Genomic DNA, 23,576 nt, shown 5'->3' on the forward strand with positions numbered 1-23,576 from the left:
ACCGGACCATGCAAACTCGTGACGACATCTTCAACACCCTGCGTGATGCCCTGGTCGAACTCTTTGAGCTGGAACCCGAACGCGTGACCCTGGACGCCAACCTGTATCAGGACCTGGAAATCGACAGCATTGATGCCGTCGACCTGATCGATCACATCAAACGCCAGACCGGCAAGAAAATCGCCGCCGAAGAGTTCAAGTCGGTGCGTACCGTCGGCGACGTGGTCGAGGCGGTCTACCGTCTGGTTCAACCGGCCGCATGAGCCGACTGATCGGCCTCGGCCTGCTGCTCGCGGGCCTGCTGTACCCCTTTGCGGTGTATTTCGGCATGGAACACTTTGCCCCGTGGCAGTTCGGTCTGTTGCTGGGTGGATTGTGGCTGGCCCGTGCGCTGCTGGGCGAACGGCGCCCTGGCAGCGTCTGGATGGCGGTGGTTGCCATTGTGTTTTGCCTGCTGCTGGCGCTGTTCGACAGCCCTGTGTTGTTGCGCTGGTACCCGGTGCTGATGAGCGGTTTCATGCTGGCGCTGTTTGGCCTGAGCCTGAAGTTCGGGCAACCGATGATCGAGCGGCTGGCGCGTTTGCGCGAACCGCATCTGCCGGACAAGGCCATTGTTTATACCCGCCAGGTGACGATCGCCTGGAGTGTGTTTTTCCTCTGTAACGGTTTGCTCGCTGCTGCCCTGACCCTTTGGGCGCCGCTGAGTTGGTGGATGTTGTACACCGGCCTGATCTCCTACGGGTTAATGGGTTTGCTGTTTGCCATTGAATGGCTCATACGACAACGGGTACGAGGCCACCCATGAATTGGATAAAACTTGAGCAACTGTTGCTCAAGGCACTACCTGCGCGCGCCGTCACGGCGGATCCCGCGCTCAATCACGCCGACCTGTGCGAGCAGGCCCTGCGCCTTGCCGCCGGCCTGCAAGCGCAAGGTGTAACGCGCATCGCCGTGCACCTGGAAGACGCCGCACAACTGGCCATCGCCCTGCTCGGCGCCTGGCGTGCCGGGGTCAGCGTGCTGCTGCCTGCCGATCTGCAACCCCAGACCCGTCTGCGCTGGTCGACGGCGGTCGACCTGTGGCTGACCGATGTGGCAGACGACGCACAGCTGACTGACTTCCAACAGGCGCCGCTGACTGCCGCCGAACTGGATCTCGATCACTGTCACCTGAGCCTGTGCACGTCCGGCTCCAGCGGCGAACCCAAGCGCATCGAGAAAACCCTGCGGCAACTGGCCAATGAAGTTCAGGCGCTGGAGCACTTGTGGGGCGCGGACCTGGGCGACGCCTGCATCATCGGCAGCGTCGGCACGCAGCACATCTATGGATTGCTGTTTCGGGTGCTGTGGCCGCTGTGCGCCGGGCGTCCGTTCGTGCGCCGGCAGTTGGCGTTCCCGGAAGACCTGCAGCGCACCAGCCGCGAACACCCGGCCTTCGCTTGGGTTGCCAGCCCGGCGCTGCTCAAGCGCATGGGCGACAACCTCGACTGGCCGGTCTTGAGCGCAGTCCGCCGAGTGTTTTCTTCCGGTGGCGCGTTGCCGGCCGAGGCTGCACAACGCTTGCACGCACGCCTGCAACAATGGCCGACGGAGATTCTCGGCAGCTCGGAAACCGGTGGCATTGCCTGGCGTCAAGGCGACGATCTCTGGCAGCCGTTTGCCGATGTTGTGCTCAGCCAGGACCGTGACGGGGCCCTGCTCATCGCCTCGCCGTACTTGCCGGTCGACCACGTTGAACACACCGCCGATGCCGCGCGCATCGACGCCGACGGTCGTTTCGAACTGCTCGGACGGCTGGACCGGATCGTCAAGCTGGAAGAAAAACGTATCTCGTTGCCCATGCTGGAACAGGCGCTGGTGGCCCACGACTGGGTCGCTGAAGCGCGCCTCGGCGTGGTTCAGGAAAACCGCGCCTCGCTGGGTGCCTTGCTGGTGCTGAGCGAACAAGGCCTGCATGCACTGCGTAATCAAGGCCGGCGTACGCTGACCCAGGAACTGCGTCAGCACTTGAGCCAACATTGCGAAACCCTGGCCCTGCCGCGCCGCTGGCGGTTGCTGCGTCAACTGCCGCTGAACGCCCAGGGCAAACTGCCGCAAGCCGACGTTGAAGCCTTGCTGCTGGCGCCCCGTCCAAAGGCGCCGCACGTATTGGAACAGGCCGAAGCCGACGGCGAGTGGAGCCTGCAACTGGCAGTGCCGCCGGACCTCGCCTACTTCAGCGGCCACTTCCCGCAAACCCCCGTATTACCGGGCGTGGTGCAGGTCGAATGGGCGCTGAACCTGGGTCGGCAACTGATGGAGCTGCCGATAAAGTTTGCCGGCATGGAAGTGCTGAAGTTCCAGCAACTGGTGCGCCCCGGCGACGAAATCCAGCTGCACCTGCGCTTCGACCCATTGCGCAGCAAATTGTATTTCGCCTATCGCAATGAGACGGCTACCTGCTCCAGTGGACGAATTTTGCTGGAGGCTGCGCATGCATAACCCCTGCGCCGTGATCCCGGTCTACAACCACGAAGCCGCCGTCACCAACGTGGTCGACGCGCTGCTCGCCAACCACCTGCCGTGCATTCTGGTGGATGACGCCAGCAGCCCGGCCTGTGCGGCGGTGCTTGAGCAACTGGCCCGGCGTGACCAGGTTTTCCTGATCAAACTCGCCGTCAATCAGGGCAAGGGCGGTGCGGTCATGAGCGGGTTTCGCGAAGCGTCGCGCCTGGGCTTCAGCCACGCCTTGCAAGTGGATGCCGATGGCCAGCACGACCTCAGTGACGTCCGGACCTTCATCGAGCAGTCACGCGCCCAACCCGATGCGCTGATCTGCGGCTACCCGCTGTACGACGCCAGTGTGCCGAAGGGCCGTTTGTACGCCCGCTACCTGACGCACGTCATGGTCTGGATCAACACCCTTTCGTTGCAGATTCGCGACTCCATGTGCGGTTTTCGCCTCTACCCGTTGCGGCCGACGCTGGCGCTCATCAACTCGGTGAAGATCGGCAATCGCATGGACTTCGACACTGACATCATTGTGCGCCTGGCCTGGCGCAATCTGCCGATGCGCTGGCTGCACACCAAGGTTCACTACCCCCAGGATGGCGTCTCGCATTTTCGGCTGTTTCGCGACAATGTGCTGATTACGAGCATGCACACCCGCCTGTTCTTCGGCATGCTGTTACGGGCGCCGGTCATTCTTTGGCGACGGTGGCGAACATGAGCATCAATGCAGACAACGAGCACTGGGCCGACCACAAGGAACGCGGCAGTTTCTGGCTGATGAAATTCACCGCATTCTGCGCAAAAGTGCTCGGGCGTCGGTTGTTGAGCCCGCTGCTGTACGGCATCGTCCTGTATTTTTTCCTGTTCGGTCGCAGCGCCCGCCACAGTGCCTGGCAATACCAGCAGCGCCTCGCCGACTGGAGCGGCCGCAGCGAGTTGCGCCCGACTCATTGGCGGGTGTTTGGCCAGTTCATGGCCTTCGCCGATTCCATGCTCGACAAGCTCGACGTGTGGAACGGCAAGTTGAGCATTGAACAGATCGAAATCATCGACCCGGCGCTGTTGCGCAATCAATTGCGCGGCACACGCGGGCAGATGCTGGTGGGCGCTCACCTGGGCAACCTCGAAGTCTGCCGGGCCCTCGCCGAACTCGGCGAAAGGGTCACCATGAACGTGCTGGTGCACACCAAGCACGCCGAGCGTTTCAATCGCCTGCTGGGCGAAGCGGGCGCGACCAATCTGCGGCTGATCCAGGTCAGCGAACTGGACCCGGTGATCATGCTGCAACTGAGCCAGCGCCTGGAACGCGGCGAGTGGCTGGCGATTGCCGGCGACCGCGTACCGCTGCACGGCGGGCGCAGTGTGACGGTGGACTTCCTCGGTCATCCGGCCGCGTTCCCCCAGGGTCCGTGGCTGCTGGCCGGCCTGTTGAAGTGCCCGGTCAATTTTCTGATGTGCCTGAAAAAACCAGCGGGCGACTATCGGCTGATCATCGAGCCCTTCGCCGACGCGGTGGTATGGAAGCGCAGCGACCGCGAGCAAGTGATTCACCACTGGGCCACGCGCTATGCCGAACGCCTCGGCCAGTGCTGCCTTGAGGCGCCCCAACAATGGTTCAACTTTTACCCATTCTGGAAGACCGATGACGACGCATCTGCTTGAGCCGGTAACCTTCGGCGAACCCCCTTTGCGCATCGAAGACGTGTTGGCCCTGGCCAACTGTCAGGCGCCCGTGCAACTGCAAAACGACAGCGAATACCGTGAACGCATCGCCAAGGGCGCGCGGTTTCTCGATTCGTTGCTGGACAAGGAAGGCGTGATCTACGGCGTGACCACCGGTTACGGCGATTCCTGCGTGGTCGCGGTGCCGCTGCATCATGTCGAAGCGCTGCCGCGTCATCTGTACACCTTCCACGGTTGCGGCCTGGGCAAACTGCTCGACGCCCAAGCGACCCGCGCGGTGCTTGCGGCGCGTTTGCAGTCGCTGTGCCACGGCGTGTCCGGGGTTCGCATCGAGCTGCTGGAGCGCCTGCACGCCTTCCTCGAACACGACATTCTGCCGCTGATCCCGGAAGAGGGCTCGGTGGGCGCCAGCGGTGATCTGACACCGCTGTCGTACGTCGCCGCGACCTTGTCCGGCGAGCGCGAAGTGCTGTTCAAGGGCGAACGCCGGCAGGCAGCCGACGTCCACCGCGAACTCGGCTGGGAACCGCTGGTACTGCGGCCCAAGGAAGCGCTGGCGCTGATGAACGGCACAGCGGTAATGACCGGCCTTGCCTGCCTGGCCTTCGCCCGTGCCGACTACCTGCTGCAACTGGCCACGCGCATCACCGCGCTGAACGTGGTCGCCCTGCAAGGTAACCCGGAGCACTTCGACGAGCGCCTGTTCGCCACCAAGCCGCACCCGGGCCAGATGCAGGTGGCTGCGTGGTTGCGCAAGGATCTGGCGATCGACGCCCCGACTGCGCCGCTGCATCGCCTGCAAGACCGCTATTCGCTGCGTTGCGCGCCGCATGTGCTCGGTGTGTTGGCCGACAGCCTGAACTGGCTGCGTTCGTTCATCGAGATTGAACTCAACAGCGCCAACGACAACCCGATCATCGACGCCGAAGCCGAACGCGTGCTGCACGGCGGGCACTTCTACGGCGGGCACATCGCTTTCGCCATGGACAGCCTGAAAAACCTCGTCGCCAACGTTGCCGACCTGCTCGACCGTCAACTCGCATTGCTGGTGGATGAACGCTACAACCATGGCTTGCCGAGCAACCTGTCGGGCGCCAGCGCCGAGCGCGCGATGCTCAACCACGGCTTTAAAGCGGTGCAGATCGGCACCAGCGCCTGGACCGCCGAAGCGCTGAAAAACACCATGCCGGCCAGCGTGTTCTCACGCTCCACCGAATGCCATAACCAGGACAAAGTCAGCATGGGCACCATCGCTGCCCGCGATGCGATCCGCGTGCTGGAGCTGACCGAACAGGTTGCCGCCGCGACCCTGTTGGCGGCCAATCAAGGTGTCTGGTTGCGCAGCCAGGCAGAAGACGCCCGGCCATTGCCGCCGGCGCTGGCGGCGATGCACGCAGAGCTCGCCAAGGATTTCCCGCCGGTCATTGAAGACCGCGCCCTGGAAGGTGAATTGCGCCTGTGTCTGCAACGCATCGCCGAACAACACTGGAGGCTGCATGCGTAGCAAGGGAGTGCTTCACGCCGATACGCAAATCCTCGTGCCGTTCTTCGACGTCGATTCGATGAACGTGGTCTGGCACGGCCATTACGTGAAGTACCTGGAAGTCGCCCGCTGCGCCCTGCTCGACATGCTCGGCCACAACTACACCGCCATGCTGGAATCCGGCTACGCGTGGCCGGTGATCGACCTGCAACTGCGTTATGTGCGCGGTGCGGTGTTCGGCCAGACGCTCAACGTGCGCGCCAGCCTGGTGGAATGGGAAAACCGCCTGAAGATCAGCTACCTGATCAGCGACCTCGCCACCGGCGAACGCCTGACCCGCGCCAGCTCGGTGCAGGTCGCCGTGCATGTCGCCAGCCGCGAGATGCAACTGGCGTCGCCGAAGGTGTTTACCGATGCGGTCGAGAGGATGTTGCCATGACCTTTAGCACCAATCGACTTGATGACTGCCCTGTGGCGAGGGAGCTTGCTCCCGCTCGGGCGCGCAGCACCCGTAAATCTGACGACTCGATCCCCCCGACGGAATGCCGTCGTCTGGGTTGGGGAGCGCTGCGCACTCCAGCGGGAGCAAGCTCCCTCGCCACACGTAGCGGCTACAAGGTTGTGGTGATACTGATAGCGCTGCTCGGCTTTTCATCGCTGGCTAACGCCTTCGACCTGCAACAGCTGAGCGATCAACTGGCCAAACCCAGCGTGATCCACGGCAGTTTCATTCAGGAAAAACACCTGCGCGCCCTGCCGCAACCACTGACCAGTAAAGGCTCGTTCGTACTGGCCAAGGATCACGGTTTGCTGTGGTTGCTCAAGACGCCGCTGCAACAGGATTACCGGATCAGCACCAAGGGCATCGCACGGCGTGACAGCAGCGGTTGGCAAATGCTGCCGGGCAAAAGTGCCGGCGCCGAGCAGAACCGCATCTTCCTCGCAGTGCTGCAAGGCGACAGCAGCGGGTTGCAACGGGATTTCGAGTTGTCGCTGAGCGGCGAAGCACAGCACTGGAAGCTCACGCTGACCCCGCGTTCGATGCTGCTCAAGCAAGTGTTCAATCAGATCAACATCGACGGCGGTGAACTGGTGCAGCGTATCGAGTTGCTGGAAACCCAGGGCGACAGCACCGTTTTGTGCATGCAGGACACCACCAGCGCCACCCCATTGAGCGATGCGGAGCAACATGACTTTGCCGAGTGAACGGATGCTTCCACGGCTATTTCTGACCCTGCTGCTGGCGGTGCTCGCACTCGCCGGTTGGCAATGGCACGACGGCGCACCGCTGTCGGCCAACCTGATGGATCTGGTACCGGGTACCGCGCCGGATGCGCTGGAGCTCAAGGCCGAACAGCGCATGCAGGAACCGCTGAACCGCGAAATGCTGGTGCTGGTCGGCCACACCGATCGCCAGCAAGCCATCGCCATGACGCAAAAACTCGGCGAACAGTGGTTGGCCAGCGGATTGTTCGAAAAGGTCCAATGGAACCTGCAAGCCGACTTGCCCGCGTTGCGCACGCAGCTGTTGCAAGGTCGGTTGGCGATGCTCTCGGCCCCCGATCGGCAACAGTTGATCGAACAACCACAAGCCTTCATCCAGCAGCGCGTGCAAGCGCTGTTCGACCCCTTTACCGGTTTCAGCCTGGTGCCGAGCCAGGATGACTGGCTGGGCCTGACCGGACGCATTCAGAACAGCCAGCCGCAACACGGTTCGGTACAACTGGACATTGGCAGCGGCACATTGGTCGCTGACGCCGACGGCAAAAGCTGGGTCATGCTGCGAGCCCGTACCAGCGGCAACGCATTCGACATGCGCCTGCCACTAAAGGTCGCCGAGCTGCTCAAGCATAGCCGCGAAGAAGCCACGCAGGCCGACGTGCAATTACTCGCCGCCAGTGGCCTGCTGTACGCCGCCAATGGGCAACAGCAAGCGACCCGCGAAATTACCTGGGTCGGCGGTGGTGCAACCGTCGGCATCCTGTTGCTGCTGTTGCTGGCGTTCCGCAGATTCCGCGTGTTGCTGGCCTTCATCCCTGTATTGGTCGGCATGCTGTTTGGTGCGGTAGCCTGCGTCGCGCTGTTTGGCCATATGCACGTGATGACCCTGGTGCTCGGATCGAGCCTGATCGGCGTCGCGGTCGACTACCCGCTGCATTACCTGTCCAAGAGCTGGAGCCTGAAACCCTGGCACAGCTGGCCTGCACTGCGCGTGACTTTGCCGGGGCTGACCCTGAGCCTGGCCACCAGTTGCATCGGTTATCTGGCACTGGCCTGGACACCGTTCCCGGCGCTGACCCAGATTGCCGTGTTCTCTGCCGCCGGTCTGCTCGGCGCCTACCTGTCGGCGGTGTGCCTGTTGCCGGCGCTGCTCAAGGGTACGGACTTGCGGCCCGCGCAATGGCCGCTGCGGGTGGCCGAGTTCTTGGTGAACGTGCGTGCAGCGCTGCTCAAACGCGTGCGCAGTTCGGTCCTGCTGGTGTTGGTCCTGGCCTTCTGTGCGGGCGGCCTGTGGCACCTGACCACGAAAAACGACATCCGTCAGTGGGTCAGTGCGCCGCCGCAATTGATGAACGAAGCGCAGACCATTGCGCGGATCACCGGCTATCAACCCACCAGCCAGTTCTTCCTGGTGCGCGCGGCCAACCAGCAGCAACTGCTCGAGCGCCAGAAAGCCCTCAGCGACCGCCTGGATCAGTTGGTGAATCTGGACAAGCTCAAAGGCTACCTGGCGCTGAGCCAACTGGTCAGCCTGCCTTCCGAGCAGCAACAGGTTCGCGAAGCGCTGAATAAACTCCCGGCATTCTGGCAACCGTTGCTCGACCTCGGCATCCCGGCCACCGCACTGCAAGCCGAACTGACGCAGTTGCAGGCCTTGCCGGTCGAAGACATCGACGCAGCGCTGGTCGGGCCCTTGGCCGAGCCATGGCGCCCGCTATGGATCGGCGCCTCGGATGACGGCGTGGCGGCGATGGTCAGCCTGCAAGGCTTGAACGATACCGCGCTGCTGCGGGTGCAAGCGCTGGACTTGCCGGGTGTGCAGTTGGTGGATCGTCTGGACGACCTGAACAAGGTCTTCGCCGCCACCCAGATCAGCGCGGCTGAACTGAAACTGATGTCCTGCGCATTGATCGTGTTGCTGCTGATTCTGCCCTTCGGTCTTGGCGGCGCCCTGCGGCTCGTCGCGCTGCCATTACTGGCGGCCCTGTGCAGCCTGGCCAGCCTCGGTTGGCTGGGGCAGCCGCTGACACTGTTCAGCGTGTTCGGGCTGTTGCTGGTGACAGCGATCAGTGTCGATTACGCGATCCTCATGCGCGAGCAGATCGGCGGTGCCGCCGTGAGCCTGTTGGGTACGCTGCTGGCGGCGGCGACCACCTGGCTGTCGTTTGGTCTGCTGGCGATTTCCAGCACCCCGGCGGTGAGCAACTTCGGCCTTTCGGTGAGCCTCGGGCTGGCCTTCAGCTTCATCCTCGCGCCGTGGGCCAGACCTTCGGCGCACGCCGCGCCGGTTGCGGAGCCGGCAGCATGATGACCGTGCTGTTCTGGCTGCTGGCCTTGGCGCTGTTCGCCGTGGCGACGCGTGTCGGGCGTCATTTTGGCTTGATCCCGATTGTCAGCCAGTTGCTGCTGGCGACCTTCGGCCTGCCGCTGTTGATGTATTTCTGGGTTGAACCGTACTGGCAGTTGAGCGGTGCCGAACTGGTCTCTCCAGGCTGGCTGAAAAACCTCTACAGCCTGAGTTTCGCGCTGTTGCTGGGGCATATCCTCAGCGACGTGATCGACCTGAAGCTGGACCGTCAGAGCCTGAAAATCGCCTTGCCGAGTTTCGGCATTCCGTTCGCCTGTGGTCTGGCGACAGCGATTTGGTTGCTGCCGGATCAGCCGTGGTTGAGTTCGCTGGCAGTCGGCCTGTTGTTCGCGATCACGGCGATTCCGGTGCTGTATCTGTACCTGCGGCACATCAACTATCCACCGGCCGCGACCCGCCGGCTGGTACAGACCGCCATCCTCATTGACCTGACCTGCTGGAGCCTGTTCGCCTTCGCCCAAGGCAGCCTGCACCTGAGCAGCCTGTTGCTGCCGCTGGCCGGCGCCTGCCTGCCGTTGCTGCTGCGTGTGCTCGGGTTGCGCCAGCCGCTGCTGCACAGCCTGGGCTTCTTCGCGCTGCTGGTGGTGGCGGAACACTTCAAACTCAATGCGCTGATTTTCGGCATCGGTTATCTGTTGTGCATGGCTGCCCTCAAACTACCGCTGGTGCTACCGTTATCGGCAGCCTGGATGAGTCGCTTGCAGAACGGCATCGCAATCCCGCTGATCCTGACCTTCGGCATTGTGCAGATCAACGTGCACAGCGCCATGGACAGCCTCAGCTGGATGCAGCTCGGTGCGCTGCTGGTATTTCCTATCGCCAGCAAACTGCTGGGTAACTGGGTCGGCCTCGGTTGGGCCGGAACATCGTTTGTCGGCGCCAACCGCTGGCGCGAAAGTCTGCTGTTGAACATTCGCGGCTTGAGCGAGATCGTCTTTCTCAATCTGCTGCTGCAACAACAGCTGATCAGTCCCGCGCTGTATTTCGCGCTGATGCTGATGGGTTTGATCGCAACACTGCTGCCGGCACTCGCCGGCGTGCACCGAATCCCCTCACCGCTCGCCGCCCCGGCCAGGAGCTCCAGTGCCAACAGTTGATACGGAACGTCGCCAGGTCATCGTTATCGGTGCCGGCCCATCGGGCGCCATCGCCGCCGCGCTGCTCAAGCGTAACGGCCATGACGTGCTGATCATTGAACGTCAGCACTTTCCGCGGTTTTCGATCGGCGAAAGCCTGCTCTCGCACTGCCTGGATTTCGTCGAAGAAGCCGGCATGCTCGAAGCGGTACAAGCCGCCGGCTTCCAGCTGAAAAACGGTGCGGCATTCGCCTGGGGCGAGCGCTACAGCACGTTCGATTTCGGCGACACTTTCAGCAACGGCAAGCCGACCACCTTTCAGGTCCAGCGCGCTGATTTCGACAAACTGCTGGCCGATCAGGCAGCGCTGCAAGGGGTGGAAATACGTTACGGCGAGACGATCATCAGTGCCGACTTCGAGCGGGCGAAACCCCAGCTCAGCGCTCGCCGTGAAGACGGCAGCGAATACCGCCTGGAAGCCGACTTCGTGCTCGATGCCAGCGGCTACGGCCGCGTCTTGCCGCGCCTGCTCGACCTTGAAGCACCGTCGAACTTCCCGCTGCGCCAGGCCGTGTTCACCCACGTCGAAGACCACATCGACGGCCCGCACTTCGACCGTGAAAAGATCCTCATCACCACCCACCCGACCCAGCGCGACATCTGGTTCTGGACCATCCCGTTCAGCCAGGGTCGCTGCTCGGTGGGCGTGGTTGCTGCAGCCGAACACTTCGAAGGCCGCGGTGACGATCTCGACGAATGCCTGCGTGGCTTCATCGCCGAAACCCCGAGCTTGGCCAAGGTGCTGAAAAACGCCCATTGGGACACGCCCGCGCGGACCATCGGCGGCTACTCGGCCAACGTCAAAACCTTGCACGGCCCGGGCTTCGCCTTGCTCGGCAACGCCGCAGAATTCCTTGATCCGGTGTTTTCCTCCGGCGTGACCATCGCCATGCGTTCGGCGAGCATGGCCGCCGGCGTTCTGCATCGCCAACTGCAAGGCGAAACCGTGGACTGGCAACGCGAGTTTGCGGTGCCACTGAAACGCGGTGTCGACACCTTCCGCTGCTACGTCGAAGGCTGGTATGCCGGGACCTTCCAGGATGTGATCTACCATCCTGGCAGCGCTCCGGAGATCCGCCGCATGATCAGCGCGATCCTCGCCGGTTACGCCTGGGACGAACGCAACCCGTTCGTCAGCGAACCCAAGCGCCGGTTGCGCATGCTCTCGGAGATTTGTGCGAGTGATGCAACGTGAGTGACACCGAACAACACTATCTCAGCGACAGTTACGTCGAAGAAACCCGCTTCGGGTTCTGGTTCCTGCGCAGCTTCACCTGGCAGCACCACGTGCTGCGGGTAGCAATCAACGACCTGCGCAGCTTGTTCAGCGAAGCACTGCCCAGCCATCCGGTGCTGCTGGATGCCGGTTGCGGTCAGGGCAAGTCGTTCCAGTACCTGCATCAGGTGTTTGCCCCGCAACGGCTGATCGGCCTCGACGCCGACCCGCACAGCCTGATGCTCAGCGGCGAAGAGGCGCAGCGCCAGAACATCGACGTCGAACTGATCGGCAGCGATTGCGCGACCCTCAAGCTGCCGGACGCCAGCGTCGATTTGCTGTTCTGCCACCAGACCTTCCACCACCTGGTGGAACAGGAGCAAGCCCTCGCCGAGTTCTATCGGGTGCTCAAGCCGGGCGGCTATCTGATGTTTGCCGAGTCCACCGAAGCCTACATCGACACCTGGGTGATTCGCTGGTTGTTCCGCCACCCGATGCACGTGCAAAAGAGCGCCGACGGGTATTTGCAGATGATTCGCCAGCAGGGTTTTGAATTCGGCCCGCAAAACGTGTCCTACCCTTATCTGTGGTGGAGTCGCGCGAAGGACTTCGGTCTGCTCGAACGCTTTGGACTGCGCCGCCCAAAACCGGTTGGCCAACGGGAAGAAACCCTGGTCAACGTGGTTGCCCGTAAACCGCTCGAAGGTAAGCCCTAATGATTCGCCTCCTGCTCGTGTGCTGTGCCTTGCTGCTGAGCGCTTGCGCCAGCCAGCCGCCGCTGCCCGAGCGCAACCCGACACTGGCCTTGCCGCTGCAATTGCATGTCGAGCGGCAACGGGCCGATCAGCGCCAGGACTGGTTGCTGGTGATCCAGCGCGAAGGTGCCGGCATTCGCTGGTCGCTGATGGACCCACTGGGCATTCCGGTGGCTCGCCAGCGCCTGGTCGACAACCAGTGGCAGGCTGACGGCTTGCTGCCGCCCAACCCGGAAGCGCGCCAGTTGTTTGCGGCGTTGTTGTTCGCCCTGACACCGGAGGCCGAGTTGCTCAATAATTACCCTGCTGCCCGGCGTCATGCCGCTTTACGCTCGCTGACACCGCATTGGCAGGTGCTGTATCGAACCCCGTCGGACTTCGTGCTGACGCTGCCCGAACAGCTGAACTATCACGTTACCCCGCTGACCGCCGAGACCGCACCATGACGGCCTACCTGAACGCCCTCGGGCTGATCTGCAGCCTGGGCCGCAACAAACACGAAGTGGCCCGCAAGCTGTTTGCCGGCGACTGCTCGGGGATCCGTGTCGAGGCCGGCTGGGTGCCTGAGCGTTCGCTGCCGGTGGCGGCGGTACACGGTGAGTTGCCCGCGATCCCGGCGGCGTTGAACCAGCACAACACCCGCAACAATCAGTTGCTGCTGGACGCCGCGCTGCAAATCCGCGAAGACATCGAACAGGCCATTCAAACCTATGGCCGTGGACGCATCGGCATCGTCCTGGGTACCAGCACCTCGGGCATCGACGAAGCCAGTCGCGGGATTGCCCAGTACATCCGCGACGGTCAGTTCCCGCCTGGCTACGACTACCAGCAACAGGAACTCGGCGCCCCGGCGAACTTCCTCGCCGACTGGCTGCAACTGAGCGGTCCGGCCTACGTGATCTCCACGGCCTGCACCTCCAGCGCCCGCGCCTTGTTGAGTGCCCAGCGCTTGCTCGACCTCGGTGTGTGTGATGCCGTGCTCTGCGGCGGCGTCGACAGTCTGTGCAAACTGACCCTAAACGGTTTCTCGGCGCTGGATGCGGTGTCCGAGCAGCGCTGCAATCCGTTCTCGGTCAATCGCAACGGCATCAACATAGGCGAGGCGGCGGTACTTTTCCTGATGAGCAAACACCTCGGCAGCAGCCAACCGATTGCCCTGCTCGGCAGCGGCGCCAGCTCCGACGCGCACCATATTTCCGCCCCTGAACCGAGCGGGCGCGGTGCCCTGCAAGCGATGAACAAGGCCCTGCGCAGCGCCGGTTTAGCGCCTGAGCGGATCAACTACCTGAACCTGCACGGCACCGCCACCCAACACAACGACGCCATGGAAAGCCTGGCGGTCAACAGCCTGTTCCCGGCGGGCGTGCCCTGCTCATCAACCAAACCCATGACCGGCCACACCCTCGGCGCGGCCGGGGCGCTGGAAGCGGCGTTCTGCTGGTTGAGCCTGAGCCGCGAAAACACCCGACACGCATTGCCACCGCAGGTCTGGGACGGCCAGCCCGACCCGCAGTTGCCAGCGCTGAGTTTTGTGACCGCTGCTGATCGCCTGGAACCAAGCACTGCACGTTGCCTGATGAGTAACTCCTTTGCCTTTGGTGGCAACAACGTCAGCCTGATTATCGGAGACGCCCAATGATTGATTGGCCTCTCGCCGAACTGCTGCCCCACGCGGGTGACATGATCCTTATCGATCACGTGCTGTCGTTCGACGAAGAACAGATTCACACCCGCCTCACCGTCAAGCCCGGTGGCCTGTTCAACCAGCCCGACGGCAGTTTGCCGGCCTGGGTCGGTATCGAGCTGATGGCACAAAGCGTGGCAGCGTACGCCGGCTGTCGCGCACGTGAGCGAGGCAATCCGGTTGAGCTTGGATTCCTGCTCGGCACGCGTAAATTTGAATGTAATGTGGAACACTTCCCGGTCGGCAGCGAACTGACGATCCACGCCCTGCGCTCGCTCGAAGACGACAACGGCATGGGCGTTTTCGAATGCCACCTGACGGCACCCGGCATTCATGCCACGGCCCGTCTGAATGTGTTCTGCCCACCTCAGTCGGCTCACTACCTACATGAATCCCACTCTTCTTCTAGCACTACTGGAGTCCAGTCTTGACTGAATCCGTACTGGTCACCGGTTCCAGCCGTGGCATCGGCCGCGCCATCGCACTACGCCTGGCCCAGGCCGGCTTTGATCTGGTGCTGCATTGCCGTAGCGGTCGCAGCGACGCCGAAGCCGTTCAGGCCGAAATCGAAGCATTGGGCCGCCGCGCGCGCATCCTGCAATTCGACGTATCGGATCGTGCCAGCTGCAAGGCCCATCTGGAAGCCGACGTGGAAGCCCACGGCGCCTATTACGGCGTGGTGCTCAACGCCGGCCTGACCCGCGACGGTGCCTTCCCGGCCCTGAGCGAGGACGACTGGGACGTGGTGATGCGCACCAACCTCGACGGTTTTTATAACGTGTTGCACCCGGTGATGATGCCGATGATTCGCCGTCGCGCCGCCGGGCGGATCGTGTGCATCACCTCGGTTTCCGGGTTGATCGGCAACCGTGGGCAGGTCAACTACAGCGCCTCCAAGGCCGGGTTGATCGGCGCCGCCAAGGCCCTGGCAATCGAACTGGGCAAGCGCAAGATCACCGTCAACTGCGTCGCGCCAGGCCTGATCGACACCGCGATGCTCGACGAAAACGTCCCCGTGGAAGAACTGCTGAAAATGATTCCCGCACAACGCATGGGCACCCCTGAAGAGGTGGCCGGTGCGGTGAATTTCCTGATGTCCGCCGAAGCGGGCTATATCACCCGGCAGGTGCTGGCCGTCAACGGAGGCCTGTGCTGATGAAACGCGTCGTCGTCACCGGCATGGCCGGCATCACCTCGTTGGGCAGTGACTGGGAGACCATTCGCGCTAACTTCAAGGCCAATCGCAGTGGCATCCGCCGCATGGACGAGTGGGATCGTTTCATCGAACTGAACACGCGCCTGGCCGGTCCCATCGATGATTTCACCGTCCCGAGCCACTGGACCCGCAAGCAGCTGCGCAGCATGGGCCGGGTTTCCCGGCTGGCGGTCGGCGCGGCAGAACAGGCACTGGCCGATGCCGGCCTGCTCGGTGACGAGTCGATCAAGGACGGACGCATGGGCGTGTCCTGCGGCTCATCCACCGGCAGCACCGAGGAGATAAAAGCCTTCGGCAAGATGCTGCTCAATTCGGTGGCTGAAGGTTTGAACGCCAACTCTTACGTGCGGATGATGCCGCACACCACGGCGGCCAATATCAGCATTTTCTTTGGCCTCACCGGGCGCTTGATCCCGACCTCCAGCGCCTGCACCAGTGGCAGCCAGGGCATCGGTTATGCCTACGAGGCGATCAAGTTCGGCCGCCTGCCGCTGATGCTCGCCGGCGGCGCCGAAGAGCTGTGCCCGACCGAAGCCATGGTGTTCGACGCGCTCTACGCCACCAGCCTGAAAAACGACGCCCCGAAAACCAGCCCCCGGCCTTACGACAGTGCGCGCGATGGCCTGGTGATCGGTGAAGGCGGCGGCATGCTGGTACTCGAAGAACTCGAACACGCGCTGGCCCGCGGTGCGCACATTTACGCCGAAATCGTTGGTTTTGGCAGCAACGCCGACGGCCAGCACGCCACCCGTCCCGAGCAGACCACCATGCGCCGGGCCATGGAGCTGGCGCTGGAAGATGCAGGTCTGGAGCCATCGGCCATTGGCTACGTGAACGGTCACGGCACTGCCACCGAGCAAGGCGACATCGCGGAAACCCTGGCCACCAACAGCCTGTTCGGCAGCCACATGCCAATCAGCTCGCAGAAGAGCTTTCTCGGTCACACCCTGGGCGCCTGCGGTGCACTGGAGTCCTGGTTCAGCATCGAAATGATGAACAGCGACGAATACGTGCACACCTTCAACCTCGACGACATCGATCCACGCTGCGGCGAACTGGACTACCTGCGCGGCGAGTTCCGCCAGATGAGCTGCCAGTATGTGATGAACAACAACTTTGCTTTTGGCGGGGTTAATACGTCGCTGATTTTTCGGCGTTGGTCGTAACTTAAAACTTCAAGGTCAAGAATCCCCCAATACCAAGACCTATAAGTGTCACGCCGAGGCGAACATGGTCAGGATTGCGTTGAGGGGGATTTGGCGAAGGCTCAGTCATTCAAGACGCAGTTTTTGCAGGTGGCTGCGTCATATCGATGTCCCCTTCCAACGCCGTTGGGCCCTCGAACTCTGTCTGCAGTAGAGCCAAAAACGCCTCCCGTGCTGGGTGTCGACCTGCGTTTTCATGCCAGTAAAACAGGTTGTCGATACTCGTCAAATCCGGGAATTCATATCCTTGCCAACCCGCACTGTGACGGTATTGCTCATAGATCCCGCGAGGAACCAGCGAAACGCCGGCACCAGCGCTGACACAGCCAACTATGGTGCCATAGCTTGCGATGCTGACGATCGGCAACACCTGATCATGGCGCAACAACCACTGCTCCAGTGCCAACCGGTACGGACAGCCCGGGGGCCACATGAAAATTTCCTTCCCTTGCAAATCCGCCGCCTTGCGTAAAGGCCCATGGGACGCGGACGCGATGAGAATTAAATCTTCACGGTAGATCACTGCACGCTTGAGACCGGGGCGTTCAATGTTCACCGCCACGATCACCCCATCAAGCCGGTGATGCTGAGTATCGTCCAGCAGTTGAGCCCAGGTGCCGGTGCTCAATTCCAGCGACACCTGCGGGTACAGCGCATGGTACTTGGCCAATAACCGGGGCAACCGCCCCGTAGCACTAGACTCGATGGCACCAATGCGCAGGGGACCGCCAGGCGTATGTGTGGGCGCTACCGCGCGCCGGGCTTCATCAGCCAAACCCAGGATTTTCGTCGCGTACTCGAGAAATACCTCCCCGGCAGGAGTGATCCGCAACCCTCGACCGTCGCGGAAAAACAGCGCTGTGCCGAGCTCACGCTCCAAGGACTTGAGACGTGCGGTGATATTGGACGGCACGCAGTGCAGCAACTCGGCGGCGCGCGCGATGCTGCCAACGTCGTGAACCGTCTTGAACATGCGCAGTTGGGACAATTCCATAGCTCACCCAAAGTGAATGCATGGGTCAGTTTAAGTCACTTGTAGTGAGGCTGCGTGTTTTTGATACTTCAACCGGCGCACATTGCAGGGATGCTATCGCGCCTTCATTTCCCCGATGAACAGGAGTTCTCATGGAGTTATCGCAGCACAAAATCCAGTGCCTCGCCGAAAGCGTGTTCACCCATAAAGCCTTGAATAACACGTTCTACCAACGATGGATGGGAGGCACACTCTCCCTCGGTGACGTTGAGGTGTTCGCCCGAAACTACCTGGCCCGCACTGCACTGACCTCTCGCATGATCGCCCTGTCATTTCTGGGCGCTGACAACCTGCATGCTCAGGTCGAAATCGTCAAAAATCTGTACTCCGAGATGGGCTACGGCAGCCCGAAAAAGGCCCACCTCGCCCTGCTGGAAAGTTATCTGATTGACCTTCTCAGCCGTCTCGCTGATCGGCCGTACAGCATGGACGAACTCACAGCTCTACCTGTGCTGAAAAGCACCCGCATGTTCATCCACGAACAGTTGAGCCTGTACGCCGATGGTGGCCGCTACAACAATCCGCTCCATGTGCTCGGGACATTGTTGGCTCAAAAGTGGCTGGCCTATTCGATGCTCACCCGTTTGTACGAAGGAGCGCGCAACTATAAGCACCTGTATGCCAATAACGACAACTTTCATGAGCACTGCGAGTATTTCTACATCCACATCGGGGATGCGGAAAAAGAACACAAAATACAGGCCGTGAAAGCCGCCACACAGGAATGCACCACCGACCAGCACATAGAGGAAGTCCGCGCTTCGTTCAACCGTTTCCTGGTCATCACTGAGCAGTACTGGAACGGAATAGCTCACGCCATGCCCAGCGCGCAAAGTCGTGTTGCGCCCAAGATGACGATTTGATGAATACAAGGCCTAGCGTAAAAGTCGCTTTGGCGGCGATCTTTGTCATTCTTTGCTGGGCCTATTCCCCCATTGGAATCCACATCGGACTAAAGGCTTACGAACCCGGTCATCTCGCACTGATGCGATTCCTCATCGCCTCAACGTTCATGGCCGGAGTCGCATCAGTGATGCGTATTTCCCTGCCACGCCTGAAAGACCTGCCGCTGCTGGCGGTACTGGGCTTTTTTGCTGTCAGCCTGCATCACATAGCCCTCAACTACGGCCAACGAGGTGTTAGCGCTGGGGCCGCCAGCGTACTGGCACAATCCACTCCGCTGTTCAGCACGTTATTGGCGCATTTCGCGTTCAAGGACCGGGTCAACGGCTGGCAATGGATCTGTGTGCTGTGCGGCCTGCTCGGCGCCGCTGTGGTAGTCACCGGAGACCGTGGTTTTGGTGAACTGGACGCACACGGGCTGCTGATCCTGCTGGCGGCGTTTTCATGGAGTCTGTATTTCGCCTTGCAAAAACGCCATTCCTATCGTTATGACGGGCTGACGATGGTGTGTTACACCATCTGGTCGGGCACCGTACTGCTGCTTGTATATGCCCCAGGGCTGTGGAGCGAAGCGCAAAATGCCTCAACTTCGGCCAACCTGGCGGTACTCATTCTGGGCATCTTCCCCAGTGCCCTTGCGTACCTCGCCTGGGCATACGTACTGGCGCACAGCAATGTGAGCCGCGCTTCCATTTCGCTTTACCTGATACCGCCCACAGCCATGTTGATGGCCTCACTGGTTCTGAGCGAACGCCCTTCGGCCATGGTGATCGTCGGAACGGTCATTGTGCTGATGAGCGTACTCGCCCTCAATCTGGAACCATCGAAAGTCGCGGTTCCTGCCGACGAAGTTTGAACAGCGGTCGTGACCACCTATGAAAGACGCAGAAAGTCCGACGTTGGCCTACGAGCACCATGTGCTGATTTGCACCAACTTGCGCCCCGATGGCCGCCGTAGTTGCTCGGGCTCAGGCGCTCATGAATTGCTCAGCGCAGCAAAACGCAAGCTCGCCAAAATGGGTGAGCCAGGAACATCGCGCGCCAACGCATCGGGCTGCCTGGGCCGCTGCGACCACGGCCCGGTCATGGTGATTTACCCAGCTAACCTGTGGTTCTCGTGCAAGACGCCGCAACAGGTTGAACGCATTCTCGATCAGCACCTCTTTTATCCCGATCAGCAATTGTCACCCAAGGGGCCTCAGCGGGAGTCCGCGTCATGACTTGGACAGATGAAGACATGCGCATCGCCCAATGGATGCTGGCCGAATACCGTAAACAAGACTACCTGCCGCAAGCTGTCGCCGCGCGGGAGATCCGTCTGATGTTCGGCGAAGCTCATGTGTACCAAAATCGCCACGGCAACTGGGCGGTGAACAAGCCGATTCTCGAAGCCTTTAAAGCACTGACTGCTGAGTACGTGGTATGGAGCCGAAGCTTTCAACTATGGAGGCCAAGAACCGCACAAGATCCGGCCGACATACGCGTGAGCCGCTGACAAGCTATCCCGACGGATACCATGTGGCGGGATTCATGACCTCGCGTAGTATCTGAGTGCAAATCACTCTGTTCAGGCGTTGCCGGGGTTGAAGGACTAATGACACCTTGGCAAAAAATGAAACATCGGAACGCGAAGTACACAATTTCGGAAGCGTCCCACAGCAGGAATTTGAATTTCGCGCTAGGGTCAGTGCCCCGAACATCCCAAGGAAGAATGAACCATGACTAAAAAGGCCGTTATCGTTTTCAGCGGTGGGCAAGACTCAACAACCTGCTTGATCCATGCATTGCCGCACTACGATGAAATACACTGCATTACGTTTGATTATGGCCAGCGCCATCGTGCGGAAATTGAAGTGGCGCAACAGCTCTCGAAAAAGCTTGGCGTGACGGTGCACAAAGTACTGGACGTTTCATTGCTGAATGAACTGGCCATCAGCAGCTTAACCCGGGACAACATTCCAGTCCCAACCACAGACAGTTCCGGGGACGGTCTGCCAAGCACGTTCGTACCCGGCAGGAATATTCTGTTTTTAACCTTGGCGTCTATTTATGCGTATCAAGTGGGCGCTCAAACTGTAATTACAGGTGTTTGTGAAACTGATTTTTCTGGCTATCCGGATTGCCGGGATGCATTTGTAAAGGCTTTGAATAACGCCATCGAATTGGGCATGGACTATAAGTTGCGCATTGAAACGCCGCTTATGTGGCTAAACAAGGCGGAAACCTGGGCCCTTGCCGACTACCACAACCAACTGGACTTGATTCGTCACCACACACTGTCTTGCTATAACGGAATACAAGGAAGTGGCTGCGCCGACTGTGACGCCTGTAATCTTCGTGCAAAAGGATTGAATGAGTTTCTGAAGAATAAAACAGGGATCATGAACAGCCTAAAAGTCAAACTAGAGCTATAAAAGACAACGTACTGCAGGGAAAATGGGTTATCAACAGCGAACCCTCCCCTCCTATTTTTATGCAGTTTGGGTTCCAGCCAGAAGCTGGCGCGGGTGTTGGTGACATCATTGCGCGATGGCTGCGATTTGCTGGATGTCGTCGGTCGACGATTACAGGCGCAGATTTCGGCGTAAAAAAAACAGGCGACCCCAGTGGGATCGCCTGTTTTTTATACGACAAAGGGCGCCTTTCGGCTGGATGCCAGTCAGTTAAGCCTGTTCACAATTCGTAGCAGCTGGCGAAGCCTGCGTTCGGCTGCGAAGCAGTCGTAAAATCAGACGTCACGTTTTTTCAGGTTAACCGTGGAGGCAGGATTGACGACTGCTTCGCCCGAACGCGGACCAAGCCGAACGCAGGCTTCGCCAGCTGCTACAGGTCATATGTTGCCCCCGGAGTCTCTTAAGCTTGTCATCGCCCTGTATCTGCTACGTCACCTCAACCTTACGCGTCAACAACTCGACAAACGCCTTGGCCATCGGCGACTTCTGGTCCTTACGCTGCACCAGCCACACCGCCGACATCGCCAGCGGATCGAGCAAGGGGCGGTAGACCACGCCGTCGATGCGCATCCGCTGATACGACGCCGGCAACACCGACACCCCGAGCCCCGCCGCCACCAGGCCGATGATGGTCATGGCCTCGCCGGCTTCCTGGGTGAAGTGCGGGCTGAACCCGGCGTCGCGTGCCAGGCTCAGCAGTTGTGCGTATAGACCGCTGCCGTAGCTGCGTGGGAAGAACACGAAAGGCTCGTGGGCCAATGCCGACAGAAACAGCCCTTCCTCGCTGCCGATCACCAGCGGGTCCTTGGAGCTGAGCACGGCCACCAAGGGTTCACGCGTCAACTCGACCACCTCCAGCGAATCCGGCAGTGGCAATGGCCGCATGATGCCGACCTGAATCGACTCATCCACCAGCGCCTCGGCGACCTGAGTGCTGCTCATTTCCCGCAGGTTCAAATGCACGGCCGGGAAGCGCTGGCGAAACGCGAAGATCGCCTGCGGGATCGTCGAGTTGAACGGTGCCGATGAGGTGAAGCCGATCTTCAGTTCCCCCAACTCGCCAAGTTGGGCTCGACGGGCGACGTCGGCAGCCTTGTCGACCTGGGCCAGCACCAGCCGAGCCTCTTCGAGAAACAATCGACCGGCTTCACTGAGCTCGACCCGACGATTGGTACGCTCGAATAAACGTGCACCGACTTCCTGCTCCAGCACCTGAATCTGCTGGCTCAAGGGCGGTTGGGAGATACCCAGCACCTGTGCGGCGCGGCCGAAGTGCAGTTCTTCAGCGACGGCGATGAAGTAGCGCAGATGGCGCAATTCCATGAAAACTCCATTAGGTCGTTAAACCTATCAAACAGGTCGAACAATATATTGGATAGAAACATTAGCCAGCTATATGATTTTTTCATTGCCTGCCTGGCCGTGCTCTCCCGAGGTCCCCCGTGAAAACTGCTGTCGCTCCGCTCGCCCATGAACTGCCGCCTGCTGCGCTGGATGATGGGGTCGCCCAACGCAATGACGTGTACATCGAAAAAGGCACCCCGATGTTCATGCGCACGGTGCTGGCGCTGTTCTCCGGCGGCTTTGCGACCTTCGCCCTGCTCTATTGCGTGCAGCCGATGATGCCGCTGTTTTCCCGTGAATTTTCGATCAACGCGGCGCAGAGCAGCCTGATCCTGTCGGTGGCCACCGGGATGCTCGCCATCGGCCTGCTGATCACCGGCCCGGTTTCCGACCGCATCGGCCGGAAACCGGTGATGGTTGCGGCGCTGTTCGCGGCAGCGTTGTGCACCATAGCCAGTGCGATGATGCCGAGCTGGCAGGGCGTGCTGGTAATGCGTGCACTGGTCGGGCTGTCCCTCAGCGGGCTGGCGGCGGTGGCCATGACGTACCTGAGCGAAGAGATTCATCCACAGCACATCGGCCTGGCGATGGGGCTGTACATCGGCGGCAACGCGATTGGCGGGATGTGCGGCCGGCTGATCGTCGGCGTCTTGATCGACTTCGTTAACTGGCACACCGCGATGCTGATCATCGGTGGACTGGCGTTGATTGCCGCGACGGTGTTCTGGAAAATTCTCCCCGAGTCGCGCAACTTCCGCTCCCGCTCGATGCATCCGCGTAGCTTGCTCGACGGTTTCACCATGCACTTTCGCGACGCCGGGCTGCCGTGGTTGTTCCTCGAAGCGTTCGTGCTGATGGGCGCGTTCGTCACGTTGTTCAACTACATCGGCTATCGCCTGCTGGCCGAGCCGTATCACATGGATCAGGCTTTCGTTGGCTTGCTCTCGGTGGTCTACCTGTCGGGCATCTACAGCTCGGCGAAAATCGGCGCATTGGCCGACAAGCTTGGCCGGCGCAAAGTCCTGTGGGCAACCATTGTGCTGATGCTCGCAGGCCTTGCACTGACCCTGTTCACGCCATTGCCGCTGGTGATCATCGGCATGTTGATCTTCACCTTCGGCTTCTTCGCCGCGCACTCGGTGGCCAGCAGCTGGATCGGTCGTCGCGCGACCAAAGCCAAGGGCCAGGCCTCGTCGCTGTACCTGTTCAGCTACTACGCCGGGTCAAGTATCGCCGGCACGGCGGGCGGGGTGTTCTGGCACCTGGGCGGCTGGAACGGTATCGGCCTGTTCATTGGTGGATTGCTGGTGATTGCGCTGCTGGTGGCGTTGAAACTGGCCCGCTTGCCATTGCTGCCAAACAACCAACCGGCGTGAGGCCTGCACG

The 23,576-nt window shown here is 61.0% G+C and carries 25 protein-coding genes; 23 read left to right on the plus strand and 2 right to left on the minus strand.

Annotated elements, in window-relative coordinates:
• Positions 1-8: 8 nt before the first annotated feature.
• From AC1DIH_RS02010 to AC1DIH_RS02090, 17 genes are all read left to right on the plus strand, one after another.
• On the plus strand, positions 9-263 hold the full coding sequence (locus AC1DIH_RS02010; RefSeq protein ID WP_054595266.1) for an acyl carrier protein: 255 nt from the start codon (positions 9-11) through the stop codon (positions 261-263).
• Positions 260-805 (plus strand): COG4648 family protein, encoded by a 546-nt coding sequence (locus tag AC1DIH_RS02015; protein WP_477770401.1) that lies wholly within the window; start codon positions 260-262, stop codon positions 803-805. Before AC1DIH_RS02010 ends, AC1DIH_RS02015 begins: the two co-directional genes overlap by 4 nt.
• Positions 802-2,481 carry an ApeI family dehydratase gene (locus AC1DIH_RS02020; protein ID WP_477770402.1) on the plus strand — a complete coding sequence of 560 codons (1,680 nt, stop codon included), beginning with the start codon at positions 802-804 and terminating at the stop codon, positions 2,479-2,481. Before AC1DIH_RS02015 ends, AC1DIH_RS02020 begins: the two co-directional genes overlap by 4 nt.
• Positions 2,474-3,208, plus strand: a complete 735-nt coding sequence (locus tag AC1DIH_RS02025; protein ID WP_477770403.1) for a glycosyltransferase family 2 protein — start codon at positions 2,474-2,476, stop codon at positions 3,206-3,208. The genes AC1DIH_RS02020 and AC1DIH_RS02025 overlap by 8 nt, the downstream gene beginning before the upstream one ends.
• Positions 3,205-4,152, plus strand: coding sequence for an LpxL/LpxP family acyltransferase (locus tag AC1DIH_RS02030; RefSeq protein WP_477770404.1), 948 nt, complete (start codon positions 3,205-3,207; stop codon positions 4,150-4,152). The genes AC1DIH_RS02025 and AC1DIH_RS02030 overlap by 4 nt, the downstream gene beginning before the upstream one ends.
• Positions 4,133-5,677 carry an HAL/PAL/TAL family ammonia-lyase gene (locus AC1DIH_RS02035; protein ID WP_477770405.1) on the plus strand — a complete coding sequence of 515 codons (1,545 nt, stop codon included), beginning with the start codon at positions 4,133-4,135 and terminating at the stop codon, positions 5,675-5,677. Before AC1DIH_RS02030 ends, AC1DIH_RS02035 begins: the two co-directional genes overlap by 20 nt.
• Positions 5,670-6,095 (plus strand): acyl-CoA thioesterase, encoded by a 426-nt coding sequence (locus AC1DIH_RS02040; RefSeq protein WP_477770406.1) that lies wholly within the window; start codon positions 5,670-5,672, stop codon positions 6,093-6,095. Before AC1DIH_RS02035 ends, AC1DIH_RS02040 begins: the two co-directional genes overlap by 8 nt.
• A 182-nt stretch (positions 6,096-6,277) precedes the next feature.
• Positions 6,278-6,862 carry an outer membrane lipoprotein carrier protein LolA gene (locus AC1DIH_RS02045; RefSeq protein WP_477770524.1) on the plus strand — a complete coding sequence of 195 codons (585 nt, stop codon included), beginning with the start codon at positions 6,278-6,280 and terminating at the stop codon, positions 6,860-6,862.
• Complete coding sequence (locus tag AC1DIH_RS02050; RefSeq protein ID WP_477770407.1) at positions 6,846-9,185, plus strand: MMPL family transporter; 2,340 nt, start codon at positions 6,846-6,848, stop codon at positions 9,183-9,185. Before AC1DIH_RS02045 ends, AC1DIH_RS02050 begins: the two co-directional genes overlap by 17 nt.
• Complete coding sequence (locus AC1DIH_RS02055; protein WP_477770408.1) at positions 9,182-10,342, plus strand: sodium:proton antiporter; 1,161 nt, start codon at positions 9,182-9,184, stop codon at positions 10,340-10,342. The genes AC1DIH_RS02050 and AC1DIH_RS02055 overlap by 4 nt, the downstream gene beginning before the upstream one ends.
• Positions 10,329-11,576, plus strand: coding sequence for an NAD(P)/FAD-dependent oxidoreductase (locus AC1DIH_RS02060; protein WP_477770409.1), 1,248 nt, complete (start codon positions 10,329-10,331; stop codon positions 11,574-11,576). The genes AC1DIH_RS02055 and AC1DIH_RS02060 overlap by 14 nt, the downstream gene beginning before the upstream one ends.
• A complete protein-coding gene (locus AC1DIH_RS02065) occupies positions 11,573-12,313 on the plus strand; it encodes a class I SAM-dependent methyltransferase (RefSeq protein ID WP_477770410.1) in 741 nt (246 codons plus the stop codon). The genes AC1DIH_RS02060 and AC1DIH_RS02065 overlap by 4 nt, the downstream gene beginning before the upstream one ends.
• Positions 12,313-12,798, plus strand: coding sequence for a DUF3261 domain-containing protein (locus AC1DIH_RS02070; protein ID WP_019691410.1), 486 nt, complete (start codon positions 12,313-12,315; stop codon positions 12,796-12,798). The genes AC1DIH_RS02065 and AC1DIH_RS02070 overlap by 1 nt, the downstream gene beginning before the upstream one ends.
• The gene (locus AC1DIH_RS02075) at positions 12,795-13,991 is read left to right on the plus strand and encodes a beta-ketoacyl-[acyl-carrier-protein] synthase family protein (protein ID WP_477770411.1); all 1,197 of its coding nucleotides are present in this window, start codon (positions 12,795-12,797) and stop codon (positions 13,989-13,991) included. Before AC1DIH_RS02070 ends, AC1DIH_RS02075 begins: the two co-directional genes overlap by 4 nt.
• Positions 13,988-14,467 (plus strand): hotdog family protein, encoded by a 480-nt coding sequence (locus AC1DIH_RS02080; RefSeq protein WP_477769352.1) that lies wholly within the window; start codon positions 13,988-13,990, stop codon positions 14,465-14,467. The genes AC1DIH_RS02075 and AC1DIH_RS02080 overlap by 4 nt, the downstream gene beginning before the upstream one ends.
• Positions 14,464-15,192 (plus strand): 3-oxoacyl-ACP reductase FabG, encoded by a 729-nt coding sequence (fabG, locus tag AC1DIH_RS02085; protein WP_477770412.1) that lies wholly within the window; start codon positions 14,464-14,466, stop codon positions 15,190-15,192. The genes AC1DIH_RS02080 and fabG overlap by 4 nt, the downstream gene beginning before the upstream one ends.
• Entirely contained in the window at positions 15,192-16,418 is a 1,227-nt protein-coding gene (locus AC1DIH_RS02090; RefSeq protein WP_477770413.1) for a beta-ketoacyl-ACP synthase, read from the plus strand. Before fabG ends, AC1DIH_RS02090 begins: the two co-directional genes overlap by 1 nt.
• A gap of 109 nt (positions 16,419-16,527) precedes the next feature.
• Here the strand turns inward: AC1DIH_RS02090 and AC1DIH_RS02095 are convergent, their stop codons facing one another.
• The gene (locus AC1DIH_RS02095; RefSeq protein WP_477770414.1) at positions 16,528-17,451 is read right to left on the minus strand and encodes a LysR family transcriptional regulator; all 924 of its coding nucleotides are present in this window, start codon (positions 17,449-17,451) and stop codon (positions 16,528-16,530) included.
• Between the two features lie 131 nt (positions 17,452-17,582).
• Between AC1DIH_RS02095 and AC1DIH_RS02100 the strand changes: the two genes are divergently transcribed.
• From AC1DIH_RS02100 to queC, 5 genes are all read left to right on the plus strand, one after another.
• Positions 17,583-18,353, plus strand: coding sequence for an iron-containing redox enzyme family protein (locus tag AC1DIH_RS02100; protein WP_477770415.1), 771 nt, complete (start codon positions 17,583-17,585; stop codon positions 18,351-18,353).
• Complete coding sequence (locus AC1DIH_RS02105) at positions 18,353-19,249, plus strand: DMT family transporter (protein WP_477770416.1); 897 nt, start codon at positions 18,353-18,355, stop codon at positions 19,247-19,249. Before AC1DIH_RS02100 ends, AC1DIH_RS02105 begins: the two co-directional genes overlap by 1 nt.
• A gap of 19 nt (positions 19,250-19,268) precedes the next feature.
• Positions 19,269-19,613 carry a (2Fe-2S) ferredoxin domain-containing protein gene (locus AC1DIH_RS02110; RefSeq protein WP_477770417.1) on the plus strand — a complete coding sequence of 115 codons (345 nt, stop codon included), beginning with the start codon at positions 19,269-19,271 and terminating at the stop codon, positions 19,611-19,613.
• The gene (locus AC1DIH_RS02115; protein WP_477770418.1) at positions 19,610-19,888 is read left to right on the plus strand and encodes a DUF6953 family protein; all 279 of its coding nucleotides are present in this window, start codon (positions 19,610-19,612) and stop codon (positions 19,886-19,888) included. The genes AC1DIH_RS02110 and AC1DIH_RS02115 overlap by 4 nt, the downstream gene beginning before the upstream one ends.
• Before the next feature lie 223 nt (positions 19,889-20,111).
• Positions 20,112-20,807: a 7-cyano-7-deazaguanine synthase QueC gene (queC, locus tag AC1DIH_RS02120; RefSeq protein ID WP_477770419.1), complete on the plus strand. Its 696-nt coding sequence runs from the start codon at positions 20,112-20,114 to the stop codon at positions 20,805-20,807.
• A 465-nt stretch (positions 20,808-21,272) separates the two neighbouring features.
• Here queC and AC1DIH_RS02125 read toward each other — a convergent pair whose 3' ends face one another.
• On the minus strand, positions 21,273-22,169 hold the full coding sequence (locus tag AC1DIH_RS02125; protein WP_477770420.1) for a LysR family transcriptional regulator: 897 nt from the start codon (positions 22,167-22,169) through the stop codon (positions 21,273-21,275).
• 152 nt (positions 22,170-22,321) lie between these two features.
• Here AC1DIH_RS02125 and AC1DIH_RS02130 point away from each other — a divergent pair, with 152 nt between their 5' ends.
• Positions 22,322-23,566, plus strand: coding sequence for an MFS transporter (locus AC1DIH_RS02130; RefSeq protein WP_477770525.1), 1,245 nt, complete (start codon positions 22,322-22,324; stop codon positions 23,564-23,566).
• The last annotated feature ends 10 nt before the right edge of the window (positions 23,567-23,576 follow it).

It is taken from the genome of Pseudomonas sp. 05N36 (assembly GCF_056397385.1).

Bases quoted from the DNA above. Each gene is read 5' to 3' on its own strand.
- AC1DIH_RS02110 (WP_477770417.1), top strand. From the start codon at position 19,269: ATGAAAGACGCAGAAAGTCCGACGTTGGCCTACGAGCACCATGTGCTG.
- AC1DIH_RS02070 (WP_019691410.1), top strand. From the start codon at position 12,313: ATGATTCGCCTCCTGCTCGTGTGCTGTGCCTTGCTGCTGAGCGCTTGC.
- AC1DIH_RS02050 (WP_477770407.1), top strand. From the start codon at position 6,846: ATGACTTTGCCGAGTGAACGGATGCTTCCACGGCTATTTCTGACCCTG.
- AC1DIH_RS02030 (WP_477770404.1), top strand. From the start codon at position 3,205: ATGAGCATCAATGCAGACAACGAGCACTGGGCCGACCACAAGGAACGC.
- AC1DIH_RS02115 (WP_477770418.1), top strand. From the start codon at position 19,610: ATGACTTGGACAGATGAAGACATGCGCATCGCCCAATGGATGCTGGCC.
- AC1DIH_RS02100 (WP_477770415.1), top strand. From the start codon at position 17,583: ATGGAGTTATCGCAGCACAAAATCCAGTGCCTCGCCGAAAGCGTGTTC.
- AC1DIH_RS02055 (WP_477770408.1), top strand. From the start codon at position 9,182: ATGATGACCGTGCTGTTCTGGCTGCTGGCCTTGGCGCTGTTCGCCGTG.
- AC1DIH_RS02125 (WP_477770420.1), bottom strand. From the start codon at position 22,169: ATGGAATTGCGCCATCTGCGCTACTTCATCGCCGTCGCTGAAGAACTG.
- AC1DIH_RS02075 (WP_477770411.1), top strand. From the start codon at position 12,795: ATGACGGCCTACCTGAACGCCCTCGGGCTGATCTGCAGCCTGGGCCGC.
- AC1DIH_RS02015 (WP_477770401.1), top strand. From the start codon at position 260: ATGAGCCGACTGATCGGCCTCGGCCTGCTGCTCGCGGGCCTGCTGTAC.
- AC1DIH_RS02020 (WP_477770402.1), top strand. From the start codon at position 802: ATGAATTGGATAAAACTTGAGCAACTGTTGCTCAAGGCACTACCTGCG.
- AC1DIH_RS02105 (WP_477770416.1), top strand. From the start codon at position 18,353: ATGAATACAAGGCCTAGCGTAAAAGTCGCTTTGGCGGCGATCTTTGTC.
- AC1DIH_RS02040 (WP_477770406.1), top strand. From the start codon at position 5,670: ATGCGTAGCAAGGGAGTGCTTCACGCCGATACGCAAATCCTCGTGCCG.
- queC (WP_477770419.1), top strand. From the start codon at position 20,112: ATGACTAAAAAGGCCGTTATCGTTTTCAGCGGTGGGCAAGACTCAACA.
- AC1DIH_RS02025 (WP_477770403.1), top strand. From the start codon at position 2,474: ATGCATAACCCCTGCGCCGTGATCCCGGTCTACAACCACGAAGCCGCC.
- AC1DIH_RS02035 (WP_477770405.1), top strand. From the start codon at position 4,133: ATGACGACGCATCTGCTTGAGCCGGTAACCTTCGGCGAACCCCCTTTG.
- AC1DIH_RS02080 (WP_477769352.1), top strand. From the start codon at position 13,988: ATGATTGATTGGCCTCTCGCCGAACTGCTGCCCCACGCGGGTGACATG.
- AC1DIH_RS02090 (WP_477770413.1), top strand. From the start codon at position 15,192: ATGAAACGCGTCGTCGTCACCGGCATGGCCGGCATCACCTCGTTGGGC.
- AC1DIH_RS02010 (WP_054595266.1), top strand. From the start codon at position 9: ATGCAAACTCGTGACGACATCTTCAACACCCTGCGTGATGCCCTGGTC.
- AC1DIH_RS02095 (WP_477770414.1), bottom strand. From the start codon at position 17,451: ATGGAATTGTCCCAACTGCGCATGTTCAAGACGGTTCACGACGTTGGC.